The following is a 22,354-nucleotide window of genomic DNA, read 5'->3' as shown; positions in this document are numbered from 1 at the left end:
CCGCCCCGTGGTCGGGACGGCCCCAAGATGCATGAAATTTGCGCTTACATGACCGCTTGCAGGTTTTTATCAATCGCTTCGAGGAAACCTTCGGTCGTCAGCCACGATTGGTCCGGACCGACGAGCAGAGCCAGATCCTTGGTCATCTGGCCTGATTCTACGGTATCGACGACGACTTTTTCCAGTTTTTCGGCAAAGGCCTGAAGCTGCGCATTCTCGTCCAGCTTGGCGCGGTGCTTCAGCCCGCCGGTCCAGGCAAAGATCGACGCGATGGAATTGGTCGAAGTGGCCTTGCCTGCCTGATGATTGCGATAGTGACGGGTGACGGTGCCGTGCGCCGCTTCTGCCTCGACGATCTTACCGTCTGGGGTCATGAGCGCGGAGGTCATCAGGCCAAGCGAGCCAAAGCCTTGGGCCACGGTGTCGGACTGGACGTCGCCGTCGTAGTTCTTGCAGGCCCAGACATAACCGCCGGACCATTTCATCGCGGAGGCAACCATGTCATCGATCAGGCGGTGTTCATACCACAGGCCGGCGGCCTCGAACTTGTCCCGGAATTCGGTGTCATAGATGTGCTGAAAGAACATCATGAACTGACCGTCGTATTGTTTCAGGATCGTGTTCTTGGTCGACAGATAGACAGGGTAGCCGCGCTTGAGGCCATAGTTGAACGAGGCACGCGCGAAATCCGCGATGCTGTCGTCGAGGTTGTACATGCCCATGTAGACACCGGACGAGGGCGCCTTGAACACCTCTTCTTCCATGACGTTGCCGTCGTCACCGACCCATTTCATCGACAGGGTGCCGGGGCCGGGGAATTTCATGTCGGTGGCGCGATACTGGTCGCCATAGGCGTGTCGCCCGATGACGATAGGCTGGGTCCAGCCGGGGACCAGACGCGGGACGTTTTTACAGATGATCGGTTCACGGAACACGACACCGCCAAGGATGTTGCGAATCGTGCCGTTGGGGCTGCGCCACATCTTTTTCAGGCCGAATTCTTCGACGCGGCCTTCGTCGGGGGTGATCGTGGCACATTTCACGCCGACGCCGATCTCCTTGATCTTGTGGGCGGCGTCGATCGTGATCTGGTCGTCGGTCGCGTCACGCGACTGGATGCTGAGGTCGTAATACAGCAGGTCCACATCCAGATAGGGCAGGATCAATTTCTTCTTGATGAAATCCCAGATGATCCGGGTCATCTCGTCACCGTCGAGTTCGACGATCGGATTGGCTACCTTGATTTTGGACATGGTCACTCCGGCGCGTTTGGGTGGGTTTCACATTGCATAGCGCAAATGAAATCCACCCGAAAGATCGTATACGAACGTATACCGAAATAACCTATTCGCCGCCGACCCGCACGAAGGTCCCGCTGGTATAGGCCTCTTGTGATGACAGCGGGGTTGTTTCGGTCAGGATGACGTTGGCCGCGACGGTGATGACACCAGCGCAGACCAATGCGGCCAGAAACGATTTCATGCGCGTCCCTCCGTAATCTTTTCAGGGGTTTCCTGACGAACCTTTTCCAGCCACAGGTTGTGGTGCTCGCGGGCCCACTCCTCGTCCACGTCGCCTTTGCCCATGGCATCGAACGCGCCTTCCATGCCTACGGTGCCAAGGTAGATGTGGAAAAAGATGATCGCGGTCAGGATCAGCGCCATCGCAGCGTGCCAGATTTGCGCCAGTGCCATTTCCTCTTGGGGGGCGAGGTCAGCAGGCAGGGCAGGCAGACCGACCCAGCCCAATACGCCCGTGTCGTTGATGAAACCAAAGGTCTTGGTGAAGAGGTTCAGCTCGAACGGGAACAGCAGCGACAGACCCGACAACGAAATGGTGCCACCGAACACGATCACCGCCCAAAAGATGAGCTTTTGACCTGCGTTGAATTTCTTGGCGGGCGGATGACCGCCGCCGAACATGCCGCCCCCGCGTGCCAGCCATTTCAGATCGGTCTTGTCCGGGATGTTGTTGAGAACCCACATGAAGAAGATCATCACCAGCGCCAGCATGAAGGCCCAGCTGATGTTGTCGTGCACCCACTTGCTGGCCGCAGCCACAGCGGCAAAGGAGTCGTGGCCAAAGATCGGGATGAACACCTTACGCCCGAACAGGGACAACAGACCCGTCACGCCCAACACGACAAAGCTGGTCGCCAAGAGCCAGTGACCAAACCGTTCGATCGCCTTGAACCGTTCGACACGACGCCCGGTCGGGGGGTGATCCATGCGCATTTTACCGCGCAGGACGTAGAAAATGACCAGCAGGGCCAGCGAACCCAACAGGATCACGGCACCCCAGAACGGCAGCGGTCCGTCGCGGGCCTCGAGCCAGACCATGCCGCCATCCTGAATAAGGGTCTTGGCGGCCGGGCCGTTGTTGACCGTGGTGACATCGGCGGTATCAAAGCGCAGCGCGCGCCACTGATCGCTGTCGGAAGCGGTGCCCGAAGGCCCCAAAACACCCGATGCGGGCACATCGCTGTCGAAACCGGTGTTTGCGCGCCTGTCGCTGTCGTCAACGGACAGCCCTTGCTGGCGGCGCAGGATGTCCTCCAGCGTGGGTGCACCGCCCGTGGCCGCGCGGTCGCCAATGTTGGTTTCCGCGTCAACCGGCGTCTCATCGGTGACCGCAGCACCAGTGACGGCCGGATCGACGTATTGTGCAAACGCCGGACCGGTCAGGCCAAGGGTCAGGAATAGGGCGGCTAGGGCCTTCAACATGGATCGCTCCCGGTCAGAAATTGTGGTGATCGGGGCGCGCTGGCGCGCGCCCCGCAGCAGGGGTCAGCCCTGCTTTTCGCCGTAGGCTGTGCCCCAGCCCCATGCGCCGGAACCGAACCCGCGTGCGACGGTACGCTCGCGGTAGATTTCCGACACATCGTCGCCGTCACCGGCCAAAAGCGCCTTGGTCGAACACATTTCCGCACAGATCGGCAGTTTGCCTTCTGCGATGCGGTTGCGACCATACTTCTGGAATTCGGCCTGGCTGTGGTTTTCCTCGGGGCCGCCAGCGCAGAAGGTGCATTTGTCCATCTTGCCACGGCTGCCAAAGTTGCCGGCCTGCGGATACTGCGGCGCGCCAAAGGGGCAGGCGTAGAAACAGTAACCACACCCGATGCACAGGTCCTTGGAGTGAAGCACCACACCGTCAGCCGTCTGGTAGAAACAATCCACCGGACACACGGCCATGCAGGGCGCATCAGAACAATGCATACAGGCCACGGAAATGGACCGTTCACCCGGTTTGCCGTCCTGAATGGTCACCACCTTGCGGCGGTTGATGCCCCAAGGCACCTCGTGTTCGTTTTTACAGGCTGTAACGCAGGCGTTGCATTCGATGCAGCGTTCGGCGTCGCAGAGGAATTTTGCGCGTCCCATAATATTTCTCCTTACGCTGCGCTGATTTTGCAGAGGGTGGCCTTGGTTTCCTGCATCTGGGTGACGCTGTCGTAACCATAGGTCTGTGCGGTGTTGGTCGATTCACCCAGCACGATCGGGTCTGCCCCTTCGGGATAACGCGACCGCAGATCCTCGCCTTCCATGACGCCACCAAAGTGGAACGGCATGAATGCGACACCCGGTCCCACGCGTTCGGTGACCATGGCGGCCACCTTGACGCGGCCCTTTTCAGGACCTTCGACCCAGACCTGCGCACCGTCGCGCACACCCAGGTTGTTGGCGTCACGCGGGTTGATCTCGACGAACATCTCCTGCTGAAGCTCGGCCAACCAGGGGTTGGACCGGGTTTCGTCGCCGCCGCCCTCGTATTCGACCAGACGACCAGATGTCAGGATGATCGGATAATCCTGCGAAAAGTCGTTTTCTTGGATGGAGGAATACATCGTCGGCACGCGCCAGAACTTCTTGTCGTCATAGGTCGGGAATTCCGCGACCAGATCGCGCCGGTTCGTGTACAGCGGTTCGCGGTGGATCGGCACCGGGTCAGGGAATGTCCAGACCACGGCGCGGGCCTTTGCGTTGCCATAAGGCGCGCAACCATGCAGGATCGCAACCCGCTGGATACCGCCCGACAGGTCGGTTTTCCAGTTCACGCCGCCAACCTTGTCCAGATAATCGGACGGCAGTTCGCCCGTCTGGCTGGTTTCGCCGACCTCTTCGGTGCCGGGGCGCGTATCGCTGAACCCGCCGACCCATTCGATCATGCGACGCTCGTATGGGGTCAGGTCGCTGTCCCAGCCCATTTCGATCAGCATCGCCATGGTGAATTCGGGGTAACCGTCCTCGATTTCCGACCCTGGGTTGCTGACGCCTTCGGCCAGCAGGTTGTCGCCATCGCGTTCCACGCCGAAACGAGCGCGGAACGGCAGACCGCCTTCTGCCACCGGCAGCGACATGTCATAGAGGTTGGCCGAACCGGGGTGGTTCATTTCCGGCGTACCCCATGCAGGCCACGGCATGCCGTAGAAATCGCCGTCAGCCGGTCCACCGTTGGCGCGCAGCGTCGTGCGGTCAAAGGTGTGCTGGTTCGCCATATGCATTTTCAGGCGTTCCGGGCTTTGTGCCGTATAGCCGATCGTCCACATGCCGCGGTTGAATTCGCGGGTGAGGTCCTCGATGTTCGGTTCGTCGCCCTCGACCGCGATGTTGCGGAACAGACGATCCGAAAAACCGAACTTGTCCGCGAACAGCTTGATGATCGTGTGATCGGGCTTGCTCTCGAACAGGGGATCGACGACCTGATCGCGCCACTGCAACGACCGGTTGGATGCGGTGACAGATCCGCGCGTTTCGAACTGCGTCGTGGCCGGCAGCAGCCACACACCGTCCTGACGGTTTTGCATGACCGCAGACACCGTGGGGAAAGGGTCGATGACCACAAGCATGTCCAGATTTTCCATGGCCGTGACCATTTCCTTCTGGCGGGTCTGGCTGTTGGGGGCGTGACCCCACAGCACCATCGCGCGAGTGTTGTCGGGCTGGTCCAGATTGGCCGCGTCCTCCAGCACGCCGTCGATCCAGCGGCTGACGGGAATACCGGTCAGGTTCATCATCGCGGTCTCACCGACCATCGCCGGGCTGAAACGCCCCCGGAGCCACTCAAGGTCTTCGTCCCAGACGCGGGCCCAGTGGGCCCAGGCACCCTCGGTCAGGCCATAGTAGCCGGGCAGCGTATCGGCCAGAACGCCCAGATCGGTGGCACCCTGCACGTTGTCGTGGCCGCGGAAGATGTTGGTGCCGCCACCGGCGGTGCCCATGTTGCCCAGTGCCAACTGCAGGATGCAGTAGGCGCGGGTGTTGTTGTTGCCGTTGGTGTGCTGTGTGCCACCCATGCACCAGATGACAGTGCCGGGGCGGTTGTTGACCAGCGTGCGGGCGACGCGTTCCAGCTGCTCACCGGGGGCACCGGTGACGCGCTCGACTTCTTCGGGGGTCCACTTTGCGACTTCGGTGCGGATTTCGTCCATGCCCCAGACGCGGGTGCGGATGAATTCCTGATCTTCCCAGCCGTTTTCAAAGATATGCCACAGGATGCCCCAGACCAGCGCCACGTCGGAGCCGGGACGGAAACGGACGAATTCGTCTGCGTGTGCCGCCGTGCGGGTAAAGCGCGGGTCGCAGACGATCAGCGGCGCGTTGTTTTCTTCCTTGGCCTTGAGCACGTGCAGCAACGACACCGGGTGCGCCTCGGCCGGGTTGCCGCCGATGATAAAGATCGCCTTGGAATTGTGGATGTCGTTGTAGCTGTTCGTCATGGCGCCGTAGCCCCATGTGTTTGCCACACCGGCCACCGTGGTCGAGTGGCAGATCCGTGCCTGATGGTCGACGTTGTTGGTGCCCCAGTAGGCCGCGAACTTGCGGAACAGGTAGGCCTGTTCGTTGTTATGCTTGGCAGAACCCAGCCAATAGACCGAATCCGGGCCGCTTTCTTCGCGGATCTTCATCATGCCGTCGCCGATTTCGTTGATCGCGTCTTCCCACGACATGCGAATCCATTCGCCCGCGACCTTTTTCATCGGGTATTTCAGGCGGCGTTCACCGTGGGCGTGTTCGCGCACGGATGCACCCTTGGCGCAATGGGCACCGAGGTTGAACGGGCTGTCAAAGCCGGGTTCCTGACCGATCCAGACGCCATTATCGACCTCTGCCAGAACGGTGCAACCGACCGAACAATGGGTGCAGACCGATTTGATCGTCTGGACGTTGGCGTTGCTGACCTGCTGTGCGCTGGCCGGCGTCACGGCACCGCCGGTTGCGGCAATGGCCGACAATCCGCCGATGGCCAGACCGGACCCGCGCAGAAACCCGCGCCGGTCGATCGTGCCACGGGCCTTGTCGCTGGAAATGCCGGGGCGGGCGCGGCGACTGTTATCTGTCTTTTTGCGAAGCATGGTATCCTCCTTCGATCCGCCGATGGGCGGTCGGCGTTGAAATCAGAAGCGGGCGCTGGCCAGGTAGGTGCGCGTATGCTCGGTGTCCTGAATGGTGGTCGAGGACAGGTCGACCGGCTTTGCCTGGGCCGCATCGGGCTTTGCGATTGCCACCGCCGCAATGGCGGCGGGCGCGGCAGTCCCGGCAAGTTTCAGAAATCCGCGGCGGTTGGTGCCTTTGGTGTCTTCCGTCATTGGTCGTCCTCCCAGTTTGTGTGCGGGCGTCCCCGCGGGGTCATTGCGTTCAGGCAGCAAGCCGGAACGCCTCTTTTTCGATTGTCATGAATGCAGCGCCGACGGCACCGACATGGGTATACAGTTCTGCCGATTTTGCCTTGCGCAGGTCACCATAGAAATGTCCGGCCCAGGGGCCGACATGCTTGGCGTAGAAATCCTTTTGTGCGGCAAGGCTTACGGGGGCACCAAAGCGTCCCACAATCATGCCGCCCATCATTTCCATCAGCGATGCCGCATTGTCCTCTGGTTCAAAGACGTTGGCAGCACGCACGATCCGCAGGTCCATCATGTCGCGCCGCAGCCGCGCCAGCGGTTTTTCGTTCAGAAATCCGGTCAGGTAATAGCTTGCGTAGGGCAGCAGTTCACCACGGCCCAAACCGATGAACAGTGCGTTGTATTCACGCGACACGTCCTTGGGCTTGCCTTTGCGCGCTGCTGCGGCCAACCCGTTGATCGCGGTTCCCAGCGCCGTTTCGTCACCGGATAATTGTGCGGTCTGGTCCAGCAACAACTGGTCAGGCGGTCCCGAAAGGATCAGCCCGAGGAAATTGTACAGGTCGGCGCGCAGCCGGTCCTCTGCTGACAGATCGGTCATGCCGCCCCCTCATCGAACGCAAACCGCATCCGACGCGGTGCGGGTGGTATGTCGTCGGACTGCGCGTCAGCCTCAGTTTCTGCCTCGGCATAGGCGACAGGCTGGGGCAGGTCTGGCGTTTGCACTTCGTCCTCGACCGGCTCGGCCACTGGTGCGACAGCATCGGCCACCTCTTCGGTCGGGGCACTTTGCGCGGCAATCCGTTCGATATGCTTCAGCAGGCCCTTGCCGACCTGATAGCTGGTCTGAAAAGGCCCCTGATCCCGCGCCATGGCGAGGTAGTCGTCGTCGTAGTCATTCAACCCGTCGACACAGGCCAGCACCGGGTTCGACCGCCACAGCTTGCGCAGCGCACGTTTGCGCAGATAGGCGGGCACTGTTTTCGCCATGAAGGCGGTAAAATCGTCCCCTGCCTTCAGCGTATCGGGATCGGGCAGGTCCAGTAGACGCAGAACGTCCTCTTCGGGCAGTGCGTCAAGGTCGAGCTGAGGCGTGTCGCAGGTTTCGACACCGGCGGCGTGTGTTGATTCGGCTTCGGCTTCTGCCTCGGCGCGCAGGCCCGCACGCCTGCGAGCAAAAAAGGATGCGACCGCAGTCACGACTGGGTCTCGTGCGTCGTGGGTGCGCGGTAAACATCTGTCGTCTGGTTGATCCGGTGATCGCCAATCCCGTCCTGGGTTGTATCAACGCGCTGGCGATCCCGCCGGCGTTTCACGAATGGCACCTCGACGTGATGCCGCGCGACATAGGCCTCGACCCAGTTTCGTACGGCGGCCGGCATCGCGACCTTTTCGACGATGTCCTCGCCATTGTCGGCATAATCCTGCGCCTCGTAGGGAGAGGCCGTGACCGACACCAACCGCAGCGGGGCATCGCTGCGCGCCGTATCCGCCCGCATGATGATATAGAGCGACGGGCAGCGCGTCTGCAATTCATGCACATAGGCCTCGGTGTCAGAGGCATGCAGATCGACGTCCAGCGTCGCCACATGAAAATAGGTCACATCATCCACGGTGCGTAACGTGGTCCAGTCTGCTGGCCCGGCACCCGGCAGGACGTCGGTTGCCTTCCACGACCACTTTGCCCAGCGGGTCACGCCCGGCGCACGACGCACGACGACGCCAATTGGCATCGACTCTTGATGAGGCGTTGTCAGACGCAATTTGCGACGAACGGTCATTGTGGTCCCGGTCTCTTTGGCTGGGTCCGGAGAAACCTCCGGCGGTCTTGGCTGCAATCAGTGTCGCAGGAGGTCGCCTGGCTCTGCAAGCAAAAAATGGTATCCAACGGCATGCAAGATGCCTTTGGCCCATGCTGCGGTGCAGCAATGGCGGCGCAAAAAATTGCTGAAAGTATGGGTGTTTACGATCTCTTGCTTTCGCTGGTATCAGGTGCCCTGCGCCGGGGAGAGAGCCATGACCAAGACAGTTTTGATCTGCGATTGCCTGGGCAGTCAGCGCGTCGACGGGACCGGATTGACGGCTGCGACAGGGCTGTCCTGTTCGGCTTGTCATACCAACCTGTGCGACGCCCAGATCGACCTTGCCGAGACCGCCTTGCGGCAGGGCGATGTCGTGATCGCCTGCCAGCAGGAAGCGCCAAGATTTACTGAACTTGCCGACGATATCGGGGCTGCGGTCCCGACCTTTGTGGACCTGCGCGACCGGGCCGGCTGGACGGCCGACGAGACAGCCACGGCGAAACAGGCCGCCCTGCTGGCAGAGGGTGTTCTGCCCCGCGGCGAGGTGCGGTCGATGGATGTGGTCAGCGATGGCACATGCCTCATCCTCGGGGTTTCGGATGTGGCCGTCCGCGCGGCGGAACAACTGGCACCGATCCTGGGTGTCACCCTTCTGATGCCTGATGGTTGGGAGGTCGATCTGCACAGCGGCTACGATACGGTGACGGGCGAATTGTCGCAGGCCACCGGGTCGCTGGGCCAGTTCGAGACGAAATTCGACCGCCTGCGCCAGACGATCCCTGGCGGTCGTGGTCCTGTCGCCCTGACCCCGCCGCAAGACGGTGCGCGGTCGGGCTGCGACATCATCCTGGATCTGCGCGGGGCAGGGGCGCTGTTTGCCGCCGACGCCAAGCGGGACGGCTACCTGCGGGCCGACCCCGGCAGCCAGACGGCTGTGGCAGACGCCGTGCTGGCCGCTTCGCAGCTGATCGGCACGTTTGAAAAACCCCTCTATGTCCGCATGGAGGAATCGCTGTGCGCACATAGCCGGGCAGAACAGACCGCCTGCACGAACTGCCTGGATCTTTGTCCGACAGGAGCGATCACGCCTGATGGCGACCATGTGACCGTCGATCCCGCGATCTGTGCGGGGTGCGGGGCCTGTAGTGCTGTTTGTCCATCCGGTGCGATCAGTTTCGACGCCCCCAGCACCGACGATACGTTCCGGCGTCTGAACACCCTGGCCAGCGCCTATCGCAAGGCCGGGGGCCAAGCCCCCCGTCTGCTGGTGCATGATGCGGATCACGGCGCGCAGATGATCGGCCTCGCGGCGCGGTTCGGTCGGGGTCTGCCCGCTGATGTGATCCCGCTTCAGGTCGCAGCCCTCGCGGGCTTTGGCCATGCCGAGGCATTGGCGGCACTGGGGGCGGGATTTGCCGACGTGGCGATCCTGCTGTCGCCCAAGACCGAACGCGAGGCACCCGTGGCGCAGACCGCGCTGGCAAATGCCATTGCCGGGCGCGCGGCTGTCAACTTGCTGGACCTGAATGATCCCGATGCGTTGTCTGATGCGCTCTTTGATGCGGATGCGGGGCCTGTGGTTGAAACACCCGCCTTGCAGATGGGACGGCGGCGTCAGGTCGCGCGTCTGGCGGCCAAGACGCTGAACCCGGAGGCCACGGTCATCGATCTGCCCGCCGGTGCGCCCTATGGTGCTGTGCTGGTCGATACCGACGCCTGCACGCTGTGTCTGTCGTGTGTCTCGCTGTGCCCGTCCGGTGCGCTGGGGGACAATCCCGACCATCCGCAGCTACGGTTCCAAGAGGACGCCTGCCTGCAATGCGGGTTGTGCGCCAACATCTGCCCAGAGCAGGCGATCACGCTGCAACCGCGGCTGAACCTGACCGATGCGGCGCTGACCCAGACGGTCGTGCACGAAGAAGAACCGTTCGCCTGCATTTCCTGCGGCAGCCTGTTCGGCGTCAAATCCACGATCGAGGCCGTGACGGCCAAGCTGGCGGGGCATTCCATGTTCCCGAACCCCGACGCCTTGCGGATGATCCAGATGTGCGACAACTGCCGCGTGAACGCGCAGTACCACAGTCAGAACAACCCGCTGGGGGGTGGTGAACGGCCCAAGCCCCGCAGCAGCGAAGACTATTTTTCCAAACGTAAAGATCACTAGGAGAACCCGATGAGCGACGAGAATTTCAACATGTCGATGCGCAAGTTTCTCAAGCAGGTCGGTGTGACCAGCCAGCAGGCGATCGAGGAAGCGATGCGCAACGCGGAGACGACTGGCAAGACGTTCGATGCCAAGGTCGTGCTGACCATCGACGGTATGGATTTCGAACACGTCGTCACCGGCAAGATCGAAGGTCCGCAATGACCGCAACCCGCGACGACGTCCAAAAGGTTCTGGCCGGCATCACAGATCCCGTCTCGGGCGGGCCGCTGAATGCATCAGGTGCGGTCAAGGCGCTGAACGTGGATGGCAGCACCGTGCGTTTCGTGCTGGAAATTCCGCCCAGCCGGGCTGCCGACTACGAGACCGTCAAGACCGAGGCCGAGGCCGGGATCAGGGCGCTGGATGGAATAGACACCGTCAGTGTCGTGCTGACGGCCCATGCGACGCCCGCCGCGCCGCCGGACCTGAAACCACAGCGCGCGTCCCAGCCGCAGGGGCCGCAGAAAATTCCGGGTGTGGACCGGATCATCGCCATCGCCTCTGGCAAGGGTGGCGTGGGCAAATCGACAGTAACGGCGAACCTCGCCTGTGCGCTGGCGGCCGAAGGGCGGCGGGTGGGCCTGCTGGATGCCGATGTTTACGGCCCCAGCCAGCCCCGGATGCTAGGTGTGTCCGGTCGTCCGGCCAGCCCCGACGGCAAGACGATCCTGCCGCTGCGCAACTACGGCGTGACCATGATGTCCATCGGCCTGATGACCAACGAGGATCAGGCCGTTGTCTGGCGTGGCCCGATGTTGATGGGTGCGCTTCAGCAGATGATGACGCAGGTGCAGTGGGGCGCGCTTGACGTGCTACTGGTGGATCTGCCGCCGGGAACCGGTGACGTGCAGATGACGCTTGCGCAAAAGGCGCAGGTCGATGGTGCGATCATCGTCAGCACGCCGCAGGACATCGCGCTGCTGGACGCCCGCAAGGGGATCGACATGTTCAACCAGCTGCATGTGCCGATCCTGGGTATGATCGAAAACATGTCGACGCATATCTGCACCAACTGCGGTCACGAAGAACATGTCTTTGGGCACGGCGGTGTCGCGGCAGAGGCCGCGAAGCTGGGTGTGCCGCTGCTGGCCGAGGTGCCACTGCACCTGTCGATCCGCAAGGCTGCGGATAGCGGTGCGCCGATCGTCGTGTCTGACCCCGACAGCGCCCAGGCGACTGCATTCCGCGATGTCGCCCGTGCTCTGATTGCCGACGGCCGCGCCTGATGCCTGATTTCCCGCCGCTGTTCCGAGGTCAGGATTGTGCGGGCACCTGTCCTGTCACCGCCGCGATTGCGGCGGGGCAGGCTGGCGCTGACCCCGGTCTGGTCTGTTATGATCTAGCCGGCGACCGGCTGCGGGCGGCGATCTTGTTCGCGCCAGAGGTGCCGTTGGCACAGGCGGCGATCATGCTGCCGCTGTGTGCGGTGGGGTTCCAGAATGCGCTGGGCACGCTGGCACCGCCGGTCGTGGCGATCCACCTTGGCTGGGACGGCAACATCTATGTCAACGGGGGGCGCTGCGGGGAACTGACGCTACACGCGCCCGACTGCGCGGGTGACGCCGCACCTGATTGGCTGGTGATCGGTCTGACGCTGGATCTGTGGCCGCGCGACACCGAAGGTGGCGCTTCACCGGACCAGACAACCCTTTATGCCGAAGGCTGCGCCGAGGTGGCGGCCCCGGACCTTTTGTCGGCATGGGTGCGCCATAGCCTGTCATGGCTGGACACATGGACCCATGACGGACCGGCCCCGCTGCACCGCGATTATGTCGGGCTGGTGCATGGCATGGGCAAGGACGTGACGCTGGCGGGCCGGTCGGCACATTTGCTGGGATTGGACGAAAGCTTTGGCGCCTTGCTCCGGTCCGGTGATGATACCACGCTTGTCCCCCTGACCACCCTGATAAAGGAAACCGCATGAAACTGGCCCGCGCCATTCATTTTGACGAAAGCGACACACGCGTTTTCCACAATCCTGCGCGCACCGGGGAATGGTGCATTTCCGGCGGATTCGAATTTTCAAACTGGACCGAGGGCGATCTGGTCGGCAAGGCCCGGCAGGCCTTTGCAAACGGGTGGTTCGGTCTGGAGACGGCGGGTCGCAGCAGTTTCGTTGCCGTGACGACGGTTGAACAGGCCGAGGTGACGGCCCTGACGGACGCGCTGGCGGCACATTTCGTCAGTGTCTACGGTGCCCCGGACCTCGATGCAGCGCGCCCTGTCGCGGCCGAGGAAATCGCCCAGATGATGGATCTGTGCGACGAACATGACCCTAACACGCTACTGACCGTCAGCCGCGAACTGACCGATGGCGGTGTGCGCGAAGGCTATCGCGCGATTGCGCCGCAGGACGCAGGACTAGAGCAATTCGCGATCCATGTGACCGAGGACTGAGCGGGCTGTCGGGTTTGCAGTGCAAACCCGATGCCTGCGGCGCGAGTATTTTCGGCAAGATGATACGCCTGCCGACCTCTAGGGGGCAGCGTTGGCATTGAAGACGAAGAGTGGCTCACCCGCGATGGTGTAGCTGTTGATCAGGTCGCGTGCGCGGTCCGAGATCAGCCAGTCCTGAAGGCGCGTTGCGCCATCGATGTTGGTGTCTGGCTGTGCGTCCGGGTTCACAGGGATGAAGGTGTATTGATTGAACAGCGCGGGATCACCCGCAAAGAGCAGCGCCAGATCACCCTTGTTCCCGAAATTCAGCCAGCTCGCGCGATCGGCAAGGATATAGGCGTTGAGGCCGGACGCCGTATTGAGCGCGGCCCCCATGCCGGCACCGACGGCGTTGTACCAGTCACCAAAGGTGGCTGGATCGGTTCCGGCGGCCGCCCAGAGGGCCAGTTCCGCCTTGTGCGTGCCGCTGTCATCGCCGCGACTGACAAAGGGTGCCTGCGTTGTGCTGATCTCGTTCAGGGCAGCGGCCGCAGTGTCGGCGCTGGAAATGGACGCGGGGTCTGCTGCGGGCCCGATCAGCACGAAATCGTTGTACATGATCTGCTGGCGTGCGGTGCCATAGCCATCGGCGACGAAGGCCTCTTCTGCGGCACGGGCATGTACCAGAATTGCATCGACATCGCCGGCCTCTCCGAGTCGGATCGCCTGTCCGGTGCCCACGACGAGCAGTTGCACGTTGATGCCCGTATCCTCGGCGATGGCGGGCAGCAGCACATCGGCTAGGCCGGAATTTTCGAATGAGGTCGTGACGGCCAGGCGCAGGTCTTCTGCCATTGCCGGGGTAGCGATCAGTGTTGCGAGGGCCAGCAGTGGTATGTTCCGTGTCATGGTAAAATGTCTCCGTTCAAGAAGGCGCGTAGGGCCTTGGTTTCAGGGGTTGCAAGCGTCGTCTGGGCATTGCCCCGTTCATGTACAGCACCACTGACCATGAAGATGACGTCATCCGCAAGGCGTCGGGCCTGACCCATATCATGTGTTGCCATGAGAATCGTGATTCCATCGCTGCTGGCCTGTCGCAACAGATCCTCGATGTCGCGCATGGCAGCACCGTCGAGGCTGGCGCAGGGTTCATCGAGAAACAGAACCTGCGGTTTGCGGATCAAGGCGCGCGCAAGTGCGAGCTTCTGCCGTTCGCCGCCGGACAGGCGCGGGGCGGGCGTATCGAGAGCATCGCCGAGGCCGATCCGCTGGGCCCAGTCCCTTGCCAATGCATTGCGAGTGGCCCTGCCAACGCCCGCCAGTTTGAGCGGATAGGCCAGATTGGCCAACACCGACCGCCGCAACATGATCGGGGTCTGAAAGACAAAGGCCTGATCGCGTTCCACGATGTCATCGGGGCCGGACCAGGTGATCCGGCCCTCGCTCAGGCGTTCCACGCCGTGCATGACACGCAGTAGCGTCGTCTTGCCCGATCCGTTGGGTCCAAGCAGGACGGTCAACCGGCCTGCGTCGAGTGTCAGGTCAACGGGACCCAGCAGGCGTTTTCCGCGGCGGCGGACCGTGGCACCGGACAGGTGGAGGGGCAGGAGGCGGGTCACCAGCGGCCCTCGCGTTCGGTCCGGCTGAGGGCATGAATCGCAAGGTTGACCACGATTGCCAGCCCGATCAGGACGAAGCCAAGACCAAGGGCCAGCGCAAAATTTCCCTTGCCGGTTTCCAGTGCGATTGCGGTGGTCAGCACACGGGTCGCATTGTCGATGTTGCCGCCCACGATCATGATTGCACCGACTTCGCCGATCGCGCGTCCGAAACCTGCCAGTGTTGCCGTCAGCAGCGTGCGGCGACCGTCCCACATCAGGGTTGCGATGCGCTGCGCCTTTGTGGTGTTCATCGAGATCAGCAGGTCGTGATATTCCGCCCAGAGGTCGCGCATGGCCTGATGGGTGACCGATGCGATCAGAGGTGTGATGATGATGACCTGTGCGATGATCATGGCCGCGGGCGTGAACAACAGACCCAAGACGCCCAGTGGCCCGGCCCGCGACAGCATGACGTAGACGACCAGTCCCACGACAACGGGTGGCAAACCCATCAGCGCGTTCAGAACCGCGATCACCGTTCGTCTGAACCGGAAACGCTGAATAGCGAGCATTGTGCCCAGCGGAATGGCAATCGCACTGGCGATGACGAGTGCGGTCAATGTGACACGCAAAGACAGCAGGCTGATGTTGACGAGATCGGGATCACGCGTCACGACCAGTCGTGCTGCCTCTGCCAAACCTTGGGTGATGTCATTCATGGCATGCTTATGGCCGACTGCAGGAGGTGCCGTCGAGACCTGTCAGTAGCGCGGAATGTCGAAACCGGGTTCGGCTAATTCAAAGCCCGCGTATTCGAACCCCGGCGCGCAGATGCAAGTGCATAAGGTCCAGTTCCCCGTGGTGCGGGCCGCTTGCCATTCCATCGGCGGCAGGGCGACCTGTGGAATATGGCCAGACGCCAGGTCAGGCCCCATGATGACGTCCTCTGCCGGACCGGCCTCGGTCGCGGCACGCGACAGGACCAGCGGCGCGCCTGCGTGAAACAGCCAGATTTCTGGCGTGTCGACGCGGTGCCAATGGCTGGATTCACCCCTGGCCAGCAGAAAATAAATTGCAGTGATGTTCGCCCTTGGGCCATCACCGTGGGACCATGTTTCGCGAAACCAACCGCCTTCGGGATGCGGAGCAAGATCAAGATAGCTGATCAATTGCGCCGTACTCATGTGCATCAGCCGATCCGGTGATCCCTCCATTTCGCGGTCTTCTCCCTCAAATATCTTCACGTGTGACGGTGCTCTCCCTGCGGATGCATCTGTAGCCGCCTGCGTAACCCTACGTAAAGCTTGGTGATGACATGACTTTACGTCAGGCGTGCCGGATGGGATGTCGCGGTGCCCGCCACGAGGGAGGGCAGGCACCGCAGTTGCGATCAAGACCGCAGGATGGACCGACCGGCGTAGATGGCCGTGTCGCCCAGCATTTCCTCGATGCGGATCAGCTGATTGTATTTTGCCAGACGGTCGGAACGCGACAACGAACCGGTCTTGATCTGGCCGCAGTTGGTGGCAACGGCCAGATCGGCAATCGTCGCGTCCTCGGTTTCACCCGAACGGTGGGACATGACGTTGGTGAACCGTGCACGATGCGCCATGTCGACCGCCTGAAGCGTCTCGGTCAGCGTGCCGATCTGGTTGACCTTGACCAGCATGGAGTTGGCGCTGCCCTTGGCGATACCCTCGGCCAGACGCTTGGGGTTGGTGACGAACAGATCGTCGCCGACCAGCTGGATGCGGTCGCCCAGACGGTCCGTCAGGGCCTTCCAGCCGTCCCAGTCGTCTTCGGCCATGCCGTCCTCGATGCTGATGATCGGATAGTCCGACACCAGCTGCGCGAGGTAATCAACATTTTCGGCAGCGGTCAGGGATTTGCCCTCGCCCTTCATCTCATACTTGCCATCGCGGTAGTATTCGGTCGAGGCGCAATCGAGTGCGAGATAGATGTCCTCGCCCGGCTTGAATCCGGCCTTTTCGATGGATTTCAAAATGAAATCAAGCGCCTCGCGGGTGGAGCTGAGGCCGGGGGCAAAGCCGCCCTCGTCGCCGATGCCCGTATTGTGGCCTGCGGCGGACAGTTCCTTTTTCAGGGTGTGGAACACTTCTGCGCCCATGCGGACGGCCTCGCGAATGTTGTCCGCGGCGACCGGCATGATCATGAATTCCTGAATGTCGATCGGGTTGTCGGCATGTTCACCGCCGTTGATGATGTTCATCATCGGGACGGGCAAGGTGCGCGCGGATGTGCCGCCGATATAGCGGAACAGCGGCTGCGTGGTGTAGTCGGCGGCTGCCTTGGCCACGGCCATCGACACGCCCAGGATCGCGTTGGCACCCAGACGGCTCTTGTTGTCGGTGCCGTCCAGTTCGATCATCGTCAGGTCGATGCCGACCTGATCGGTGGCGTCGAAATCCAGCAATTCGTCGGCGATCTCGCCGTTCACGGCGGCAACCGCTTCGGTTACGCCCTTGCCCATGTAGCGGTTCTTGTCGCCATCGCGGCGCTCGTGTGCTTCGTGCACGCCGGTCGAGGCACCTGACGGCACCGCTGCGCGGCCCATCGTGCCGTCCTCGAGGGTGACATCAACCTCGACCGTGGGGTTGCCACGACTGTCGAGGATTTCGCGGGCGTGAATGTCGATGATGCTGCTCATGGGTGGGCCTTTCGGTGATGTTAGCGTTATCGGGGTCATACCAATGGTGGTTGTCGAAGGGAAGCGCGGCCGCGCCGCGCCTCGCGCAAGAGGGTATAAAGACCGGAGCCGACCACGATCAGCGATCCGGTCAGGACCCAGGCATCGGGTCGTTCGCCAAAGACCAAGGTGCCGACGATCAAGGCGAAGACCAGCCGGGAATAGCGGAATGGGGCCACGAAAGACACGTCACCAATGCGGGTTGCGGCGACGATGGCGTAGTAGGCCAGTACACCGACGACGACGGTCAAGCCGACAAGCGCTATGGCACCGCCATGCGGGGCAGAGAGCGTCTGGTCGGTTGCCAGCACGACGGCCAGTCCGGTGGGCACGATCACCGCAAAGGCATAGGTCGATAGTTGCATGCTGCTGACGCTGCGCGGCACGCCGCGCGTGGCAAGGTCACGGCCCGCCAGAAATACAGCACCTTGCAATGCAAACAACGATGCGGGCTGGAATGCGTCCAGACCAGGCCGGATAATCAGCATGACACCGCAAAATCCGATGGCAATGGCAACCCAGCGCCGCCAGCCGACGTTTTCGCCCAGAAACAGGGCCGCGCCCGCAGTCACGAACAGCGGGATCGCCTGAATGATGGCGCTGGCCGACGAAATCGGCGTCAGGGCGACGGCCGTGACGAAACCGACCGTGCCCAGCACCTCGCATCCGTTGCGCAGCAGCACCATCGGATGCAGCAGGTCGCGCGACAGCAGGGGGTCGCCGCGTTTGAGGCTCAGCGCGCCGAACACCAGCGCACCACCCAGCCCCAGATACATCAAGATCGCGCCGACTGACATCGTGTCAGCCAGCAGTTTGATGAACATGTCCTCGATGGCAAAGCCCAGCATGGCCAGCACCATCAGCCCGCCGCCGCGTAGATTGTTCATGGCATGCTCCGTTGATCTGCGCGCATGACTATGCTGACGCAGGGGTGGGGACCAGCCCCGCCGATCACTCGGCGTTCTCTTCGGGGGAAATGGGTTCACCGTAAAGTTCGAGACGGTGTCCCTGCAAGCGATAGCCCAATCTGCGGGCAATCCGTTCCTGTAGCGCCTCGATCTCGGGATCTACGAATTCGATCACCTGTCCGGTGGTCATGTCGATCAGATGGTCGTGATGCGGCCCGTCGGCGTGTTCGTAACGGGCGCGCCCATCACCGAAATCGTGTTTTTCCAGAATGCCTTCTTCTTCGAACAGTTTCACCGTGCGGTAAACGGTCGCCAGCGAAATGCGCGCATCCAGTGTTATCGCGCGACGGTGCAGTTCTTCGACATCCGGATGGTCGGTGGCTGCATCCAGCACCTTTGCGATGGTGCGGCGCTGGCCGGTCATCCGCAAACCGGCGGTCGCGGCGCGGGACTGGATTGATTGGGTCATGGCTTCTCCGCCGGTTGTGCGGCTACCCTTAGCCAGATTTTCGCCGGTGGGCTACCACGTCCGCCCATTTGCATGGCAAGTTGCCACAAGATGTGCCAGCTTTTGCCTGAACTGGTTCAACTTTGGGGATATTTGACATGAGTCTGATGAAAACACTGGCCCGCGTGGCTGTCGGGGTTGCCGTTGCCAAGGGTGCAGCCTCGCTGACACGTAGCGCGAAACAAGGGAAATCCGGGACTATGCTGGACGACATGCTGGGCGGCGGCAGCCGGTCGGCAGGGGGCAGCACTGGATCAGGCGGTCTGGGCGGCCTGCTTGAAAGCTTGCAGGGGGCCAAGACAGGCACGCGCAGTGCCGGGTCCAGCGGCGGTCTGGCCGGTATGCTGGGCGGTCTGACCGGCGGCGGATCGAGCGGCGGTGCCCTGGGTGGTCTGGCCGGTGCCGGTGGTCTAGGTGGCCTGCTGGGCGGTCTGGCCGGAGCCAGCAGCAATGGCGGTGGCGGGTTCGGCCGGACGCTGAATTCGCAATTCCAGCAAACGCCCGAGGACCCGATCGAGCCGACCGCAGAACAAGAGGGTCTGGCCGCGGTGATGCTGGTTGCGATGGTGCAGGCGGCCAAGGCCGACGGACAGATGGACGAGACCGAACGCCACCGCATCATGGAACATCTGGATGACGCCACGGCCGAGGAACGCGCCTTTGTCGAACAGGCCATGGCCGCCGACATCAGTGTCGCGCAGCTGGCCGAAATGGTTCCGGTCGGGGCAGAGGCGCAGGTCTATGCAATGGCGCTGGCCGCCATCGACCTCGATCACATCAAGGAGGCCGAGTTCCTGCGCGATTTCGCAGACCAGTTGCAGCTGGAAACCGAAACAGTGAACGACATCCATCGCCAGACCGGCGCGCCGGTGCTGTTCGGCTAAAACCAGCGCAGCCAGCGCATCACGGCAGCCGACAGGACGCCGATCACGACCATGCCGATGCACAGGATCGCAAAGGCATGGTCGTAGGCCACGCCAGGCATGCCCGCGACATTGACCCCGAACAGACCCGTCAGAAACCCCAGTGGCAGGAAAATCGCGGCCACTATCGACAACCGATACCCGTTGCGTTCCAGACGGGCCGCGGCGACGGCGTCCAGATGATCGGCCATTGCCTCAAGCCGGTCATGCACCTCTGACAATTCTTCCAATGACCAACGGCACCGGCTGGCGGTATCGCGCATCCGCGCACGCAGATCGTCCGCGATCAGGTCTGTGTCCAGTTGTGCCAGCTGTTGCAGCGTATCCGCCAGGGGTGACACATGGCGGCGCAGCTTGATGATCTCGCGGCGCAAGGGGGCAAGGTCGGTGAGCGGCTGGCGGTTTTCCTCGTAGACCGAATCTTCCATGTCGTCGGCCAGATCCTCGCGGTCGAATGCGATCTGTTCGACCCGCGCGACAAGTGCCTCTGTCAGGCGGGCCAGCATGTGATCGGTGCTGTGCGGTGCGTCGTTGCGAGCGATCCGGTCGCGCAATTCCTCGACGGCATATACGCGCTGGCGCCGCACGGTGACGATCAGGGTGCCTGTCAGCCAGATGCGCAGGGATACCATGTCGGCATCTTCTTCGTTTTCGTTCAGATTGATTCCGCGCAGGGTGACGGTAAGGCCGCCGTCGCCGTGATCCGTGCGCGGCCGCGTCTTGTCGGCCAGCAGGGTGCGTCGGGCCAGCGGCGGCAGGTTTTCAGCCGACCAGCCGCGCAATGCCGCATCCGACAGATCAAGGTGCAACCAGCGATAGGACGCCCCAGCAGCCGGGGAAATGCCAAAGCTGTCGCAAGGCTGCGCCGTGCCATCCGACCAGATGTCATAGGCGCAGAGCGGCACCAGGCTGGGTGGTTCAGATGACAAGGCGACCCTCCATTGTCTGGCACGCGGCCCCGGTGATCCGCACGGCGCCGGCATCGGCCTGCGCATGGATGATCGCAGGCCGGCCCATATCGTCGCCCTGGTGGATCGTCAGAGTCTGATCGGTTCCGGTCACATTGCGCAAGAGCGCGGCCAGTGCGGCAGCCGCGCTGCCGGTGGCCGGGTCCTCGGGGATGTTGTCCAGCGGCGCGAACATGCGCGCATGGATGTCATCGCCGTCCTGGACATAGGCAAAGGTTGCGAAATCCAGGCTGGCGGGGTGCAGGTCTCTTGCCTGTTTCATCGCAGTGGTGTCGGGGGCGCAGCGGGACAGGGCGGCCCTGTCGGTCAGCCGCACGAACGTGAACGTCAGGCCGACACCGGCCTGCACCGGGCGATGGGTCTGCGTGTCGATCTCGGACACTGCAAGCCCTAGCACGCGTGCGACCAGATCGACCGCAGGTTCATCCGCGCGGGTCAGCGGATTCGTCGTGACAAAGGCCGCGCGGTCACCCGTCACCTCGCAGATGATCGGTCCTGCGCCGGTCTCGAGGGTCATGTCCGTCGGAAACCCCAGTTTTGACAGGGCCACCGCAGTTCCGATCAGCGGGTGACCGGCAAAAGGGATTTCCATGGTCGGGGTAAAGATACGCAGCCGCGCCGTGTGCCGCAGATCATCCGGCGGATAGACGAAAACAACCTCGGAGAAATTGAATTCCGCCGCAACCTTTTGCAGATCGCTGTCCCTGACACCTTCGCCGTCAGGGAACACGGCCAATTGGTTGCCGCCAAAGGGGGTGTCCGTAAACACGTCATAGACGACATATCGGGTCATCGGCCTGCTCCATCCTTGTGTCGGGAACAGCCTACAATGATTGGCGGGGACGCTGCCACCGCCGAAACGCGCCGGACGGTCGGGGCCATCTGATCCAGGTGCCGCCCAAGGTGAGCGGGGCAGCGCCTGATCCCAGTTTGAACCGTGCCAGACCGGGTGCATGCCGCGTATCCAAGCCGCCCAGATCCAGCGTGGCGATCCCCGTGTCACGCAGCCAATCCGTGACAGCCATCAGGACCGCGTGATGCGCCCGCGCACGTCGGCCTGCGTCGCCGGACCAGCCGATGTGATAGGTGGCCGATGGGCCATGCGTCAGAACAAGCATGGCGGCGATGGGTTCGCCATCCTGATGTGCTGCAAAAACCTGCGCCTGACCGGGATTTGCCTGCGCATAGGCCCGTGTCAGTGCGGGGGGCAGGGCGCGATAGCCGCGCGAATTTTGTTGCGCAGCCTCTCGCGCGAACAGCCATGCATGTTCGCCGTCCAGCGGGGATCGCGTCAACGTCAGCCCGGCGCGGGCCGCCGCGCGGGCCGCACTGCGCCATTTGCCATGTGCCATGCGCATTTGCGCGTCGGTATCAAAGGCCACTGGCAGGATCGCGGTCGTCGCAGGGGTCATCACCTGGGCAAAGCCTGCAGCGCGGCAGACGGCCTGCGTTCCGTTTGCAGCGTTCAGCAGATGCAGCCGTGCAGCGCGCAGCATCGCCACCCGGTCCGCCAGCGTGGATTGATCCGCAAACACCGGCCCCTGCGAGGAAAAACGGACCTCACCCAAGGGTCCGATCCTGCGGCGGATCACCAGCGCATGACCTGCATCCGTGGTCACGAGGTCCGCGCCACGGCCCAGCGCCGTCAGCGCAAGGCCCATGTCGGGTGATTGCATCAGCGCAAGATGGGTGGCCATTTTCATGGCCCGATTAACGTTATCGAAAGCTAAGGT

Annotated in this window: 25 protein-coding genes; 6 read left to right on the top strand and 19 right to left on the bottom strand. The window is 62.5% G+C overall.

The window, feature by feature from the left end; genetic code table 11:
• Positions 1-44 precede the first annotated feature (44 nt).
• The 9 genes from BMX27_RS04900 to BMX27_RS04865 form a co-directional block, all read right to left on the bottom strand.
• Positions 45-1,253 (bottom strand): NADP-dependent isocitrate dehydrogenase, encoded by a 1,209-nt coding sequence (locus BMX27_RS04900; protein ID WP_090158793.1) that lies wholly within the window; start codon positions 1,251-1,253, stop codon positions 45-47.
• A 91-nt stretch (positions 1,254-1,344) separates the two neighbouring features.
• Entirely contained in the window at positions 1,345-1,482 is a 138-nt protein-coding gene (locus BMX27_RS16805; RefSeq protein WP_177172652.1) for a hypothetical protein, read from the bottom strand.
• Complete coding sequence (locus BMX27_RS04895; protein WP_090158792.1) at positions 1,479-2,723, bottom strand: formate dehydrogenase subunit gamma; 1,245 nt, start codon at positions 2,721-2,723, stop codon at positions 1,479-1,481. Before BMX27_RS04895 ends, BMX27_RS16805 begins: the two co-directional genes overlap by 4 nt.
• Positions 2,724-2,786: 63 nt before the next feature.
• Positions 2,787-3,380: a formate dehydrogenase FDH3 subunit beta gene (gene fdh3B, locus BMX27_RS04890; RefSeq protein ID WP_056031309.1), complete on the bottom strand. Its 594-nt coding sequence runs from the start codon at positions 3,378-3,380 to the stop codon at positions 2,787-2,789.
• An 11-nt stretch (positions 3,381-3,391) separates the two neighbouring features.
• Positions 3,392-6,352 (bottom strand): formate dehydrogenase subunit alpha, encoded by a 2,961-nt coding sequence (locus tag BMX27_RS04885; protein WP_090158791.1) that lies wholly within the window; start codon positions 6,350-6,352, stop codon positions 3,392-3,394.
• Positions 6,353-6,394: 42 nt separating this feature from the next.
• On the bottom strand, positions 6,395-6,586 hold the full coding sequence (locus BMX27_RS04880; protein ID WP_090158790.1) for a twin-arginine translocation signal domain-containing protein: 192 nt from the start codon (positions 6,584-6,586) through the stop codon (positions 6,395-6,397).
• 49 nt (positions 6,587-6,635) lie between these two features.
• Positions 6,636-7,223, bottom strand: a complete 588-nt coding sequence (locus BMX27_RS04875) for a TorD/DmsD family molecular chaperone (protein WP_090158789.1) — start codon at positions 7,221-7,223, stop codon at positions 6,636-6,638.
• Complete coding sequence (locus BMX27_RS04870; RefSeq protein WP_090158788.1) at positions 7,220-7,822, bottom strand: DUF3306 domain-containing protein; 603 nt, start codon at positions 7,820-7,822, stop codon at positions 7,220-7,222. Before BMX27_RS04870 ends, BMX27_RS04875 begins: the two co-directional genes overlap by 4 nt.
• Complete coding sequence (locus BMX27_RS04865) at positions 7,819-8,355, bottom strand: DUF3305 domain-containing protein (RefSeq protein WP_090159187.1); 537 nt, start codon at positions 8,353-8,355, stop codon at positions 7,819-7,821. The genes BMX27_RS04870 and BMX27_RS04865 overlap by 4 nt, the downstream gene beginning before the upstream one ends.
• A gap of 283 nt (positions 8,356-8,638) precedes the next feature.
• Between BMX27_RS04865 and BMX27_RS04860 the strand changes: the two genes are divergently transcribed.
• Genes BMX27_RS04860 through BMX27_RS04840 form a run of 5 tightly spaced genes read left to right on the top strand, consistent with a single transcriptional unit; the run spans position 8,639 to position 13,027 of the window.
• Positions 8,639-10,588 carry a 4Fe-4S binding protein gene (locus tag BMX27_RS04860; protein WP_090158787.1) on the top strand — a complete coding sequence of 650 codons (1,950 nt, stop codon included), beginning with the start codon at positions 8,639-8,641 and terminating at the stop codon, positions 10,586-10,588.
• A gap of 9 nt (positions 10,589-10,597) precedes the next feature.
• Positions 10,598-10,792, top strand: coding sequence for a DUF6494 family protein (locus BMX27_RS04855; RefSeq protein WP_090158786.1), 195 nt, complete (start codon positions 10,598-10,600; stop codon positions 10,790-10,792).
• Positions 10,789-11,856 (top strand): iron-sulfur cluster carrier protein ApbC, encoded by a 1,068-nt coding sequence (apbC, locus tag BMX27_RS04850; RefSeq protein ID WP_090158785.1) that lies wholly within the window; start codon positions 10,789-10,791, stop codon positions 11,854-11,856. The genes BMX27_RS04855 and apbC overlap by 4 nt, the downstream gene beginning before the upstream one ends.
• Positions 11,856-12,554 carry a biotin/lipoate--protein ligase family protein gene (locus BMX27_RS04845; protein WP_090158784.1) on the top strand — a complete coding sequence of 233 codons (699 nt, stop codon included), beginning with the start codon at positions 11,856-11,858 and terminating at the stop codon, positions 12,552-12,554. Before apbC ends, BMX27_RS04845 begins: the two co-directional genes overlap by 1 nt.
• The gene (locus BMX27_RS04840) at positions 12,551-13,027 is read left to right on the top strand and encodes a DUF6505 family protein (RefSeq protein ID WP_090158783.1); all 477 of its coding nucleotides are present in this window, start codon (positions 12,551-12,553) and stop codon (positions 13,025-13,027) included. The genes BMX27_RS04845 and BMX27_RS04840 overlap by 4 nt, the downstream gene beginning before the upstream one ends.
• 78 nt (positions 13,028-13,105) lie before the next feature.
• On the opposite strand, the gene BMX27_RS04835 is transcribed toward BMX27_RS04840, so the two are convergent.
• The 7 genes from BMX27_RS04835 to BMX27_RS04805 all read right to left on the bottom strand — a co-directional run bounded on the left by BMX27_RS04835 (position 13,106) and on the right by BMX27_RS04805 (position 18,691).
• Positions 13,106-13,915: an ABC transporter substrate-binding protein gene (locus tag BMX27_RS04835; RefSeq protein WP_090158782.1), complete on the bottom strand. Its 810-nt coding sequence runs from the start codon at positions 13,913-13,915 to the stop codon at positions 13,106-13,108.
• On the bottom strand, positions 13,912-14,628 hold the full coding sequence (locus tag BMX27_RS04830; RefSeq protein ID WP_090159186.1) for an ATP-binding cassette domain-containing protein: 717 nt from the start codon (positions 14,626-14,628) through the stop codon (positions 13,912-13,914). The genes BMX27_RS04835 and BMX27_RS04830 overlap by 4 nt, the downstream gene beginning before the upstream one ends.
• A complete protein-coding gene (locus BMX27_RS04825; RefSeq protein WP_090158781.1) occupies positions 14,622-15,326 on the bottom strand; it encodes an ABC transporter permease in 705 nt (234 codons plus the stop codon). Before BMX27_RS04825 ends, BMX27_RS04830 begins: the two co-directional genes overlap by 7 nt.
• 42 nt (positions 15,327-15,368) lie before the next feature.
• On the bottom strand, positions 15,369-15,791 hold the full coding sequence (locus tag BMX27_RS04820) for a cupin domain-containing protein (RefSeq protein WP_090159185.1): 423 nt from the start codon (positions 15,789-15,791) through the stop codon (positions 15,369-15,371).
• A gap of 206 nt (positions 15,792-15,997) precedes the next feature.
• A complete protein-coding gene (eno, locus tag BMX27_RS04815; protein ID WP_090158780.1) occupies positions 15,998-17,275 on the bottom strand; it encodes a phosphopyruvate hydratase in 1,278 nt (425 codons plus the stop codon).
• Between the two features lie 35 nt (positions 17,276-17,310).
• The gene (locus BMX27_RS04810; RefSeq protein WP_090158779.1) at positions 17,311-18,201 is read right to left on the bottom strand and encodes a DMT family transporter; all 891 of its coding nucleotides are present in this window, start codon (positions 18,199-18,201) and stop codon (positions 17,311-17,313) included.
• 64 nt (positions 18,202-18,265) lie between these two features.
• Positions 18,266-18,691 carry a Fur family transcriptional regulator gene (locus BMX27_RS04805; RefSeq protein ID WP_090158778.1) on the bottom strand — a complete coding sequence of 142 codons (426 nt, stop codon included), beginning with the start codon at positions 18,689-18,691 and terminating at the stop codon, positions 18,266-18,268.
• Between the two features lie 137 nt (positions 18,692-18,828).
• On the opposite strand from BMX27_RS04805, the gene BMX27_RS04800 reads away from it, so the two are divergent.
• Complete coding sequence (locus tag BMX27_RS04800) at positions 18,829-19,614, top strand: DUF533 domain-containing protein (protein WP_090158777.1); 786 nt, start codon at positions 18,829-18,831, stop codon at positions 19,612-19,614.
• On the opposite strand, the gene BMX27_RS04795 is transcribed toward BMX27_RS04800, so the two are convergent.
• Genes BMX27_RS04795 through BMX27_RS04785 form a run of 3 tightly spaced genes read right to left on the bottom strand, consistent with a single transcriptional unit; the run spans position 19,611 to position 22,318 of the window.
• Positions 19,611-20,582 (bottom strand): CorA family divalent cation transporter, encoded by a 972-nt coding sequence (locus BMX27_RS04795; protein WP_177172651.1) that lies wholly within the window; start codon positions 20,580-20,582, stop codon positions 19,611-19,613. The genes BMX27_RS04800 and BMX27_RS04795 overlap by 4 nt on opposite strands.
• On the bottom strand, positions 20,572-21,414 hold the full coding sequence (locus BMX27_RS04790; protein ID WP_090158775.1) for a PhzF family phenazine biosynthesis protein: 843 nt from the start codon (positions 21,412-21,414) through the stop codon (positions 20,572-20,574). The genes BMX27_RS04795 and BMX27_RS04790 overlap by 11 nt, the downstream gene beginning before the upstream one ends.
• 31 nt (positions 21,415-21,445) lie before the next feature.
• Positions 21,446-22,318: a GNAT family N-acetyltransferase gene (locus tag BMX27_RS04785; protein ID WP_177172650.1), complete on the bottom strand. Its 873-nt coding sequence runs from the start codon at positions 22,316-22,318 to the stop codon at positions 21,446-21,448.
• Positions 22,319-22,354 lie beyond the last annotated feature (36 nt).

Source organism: Loktanella sp. DSM 29012 (assembly GCF_900110705.1).
GTDB classification, from domain to species: Bacteria; Pseudomonadota; Alphaproteobacteria; order Rhodobacterales; family Rhodobacteraceae; genus Loktanella; species Loktanella gaetbuli.
The sequence above is the reverse complement of the archived record's forward strand: the minus strand, read 5'-3'. Positions and strand labels throughout refer to the sequence as shown.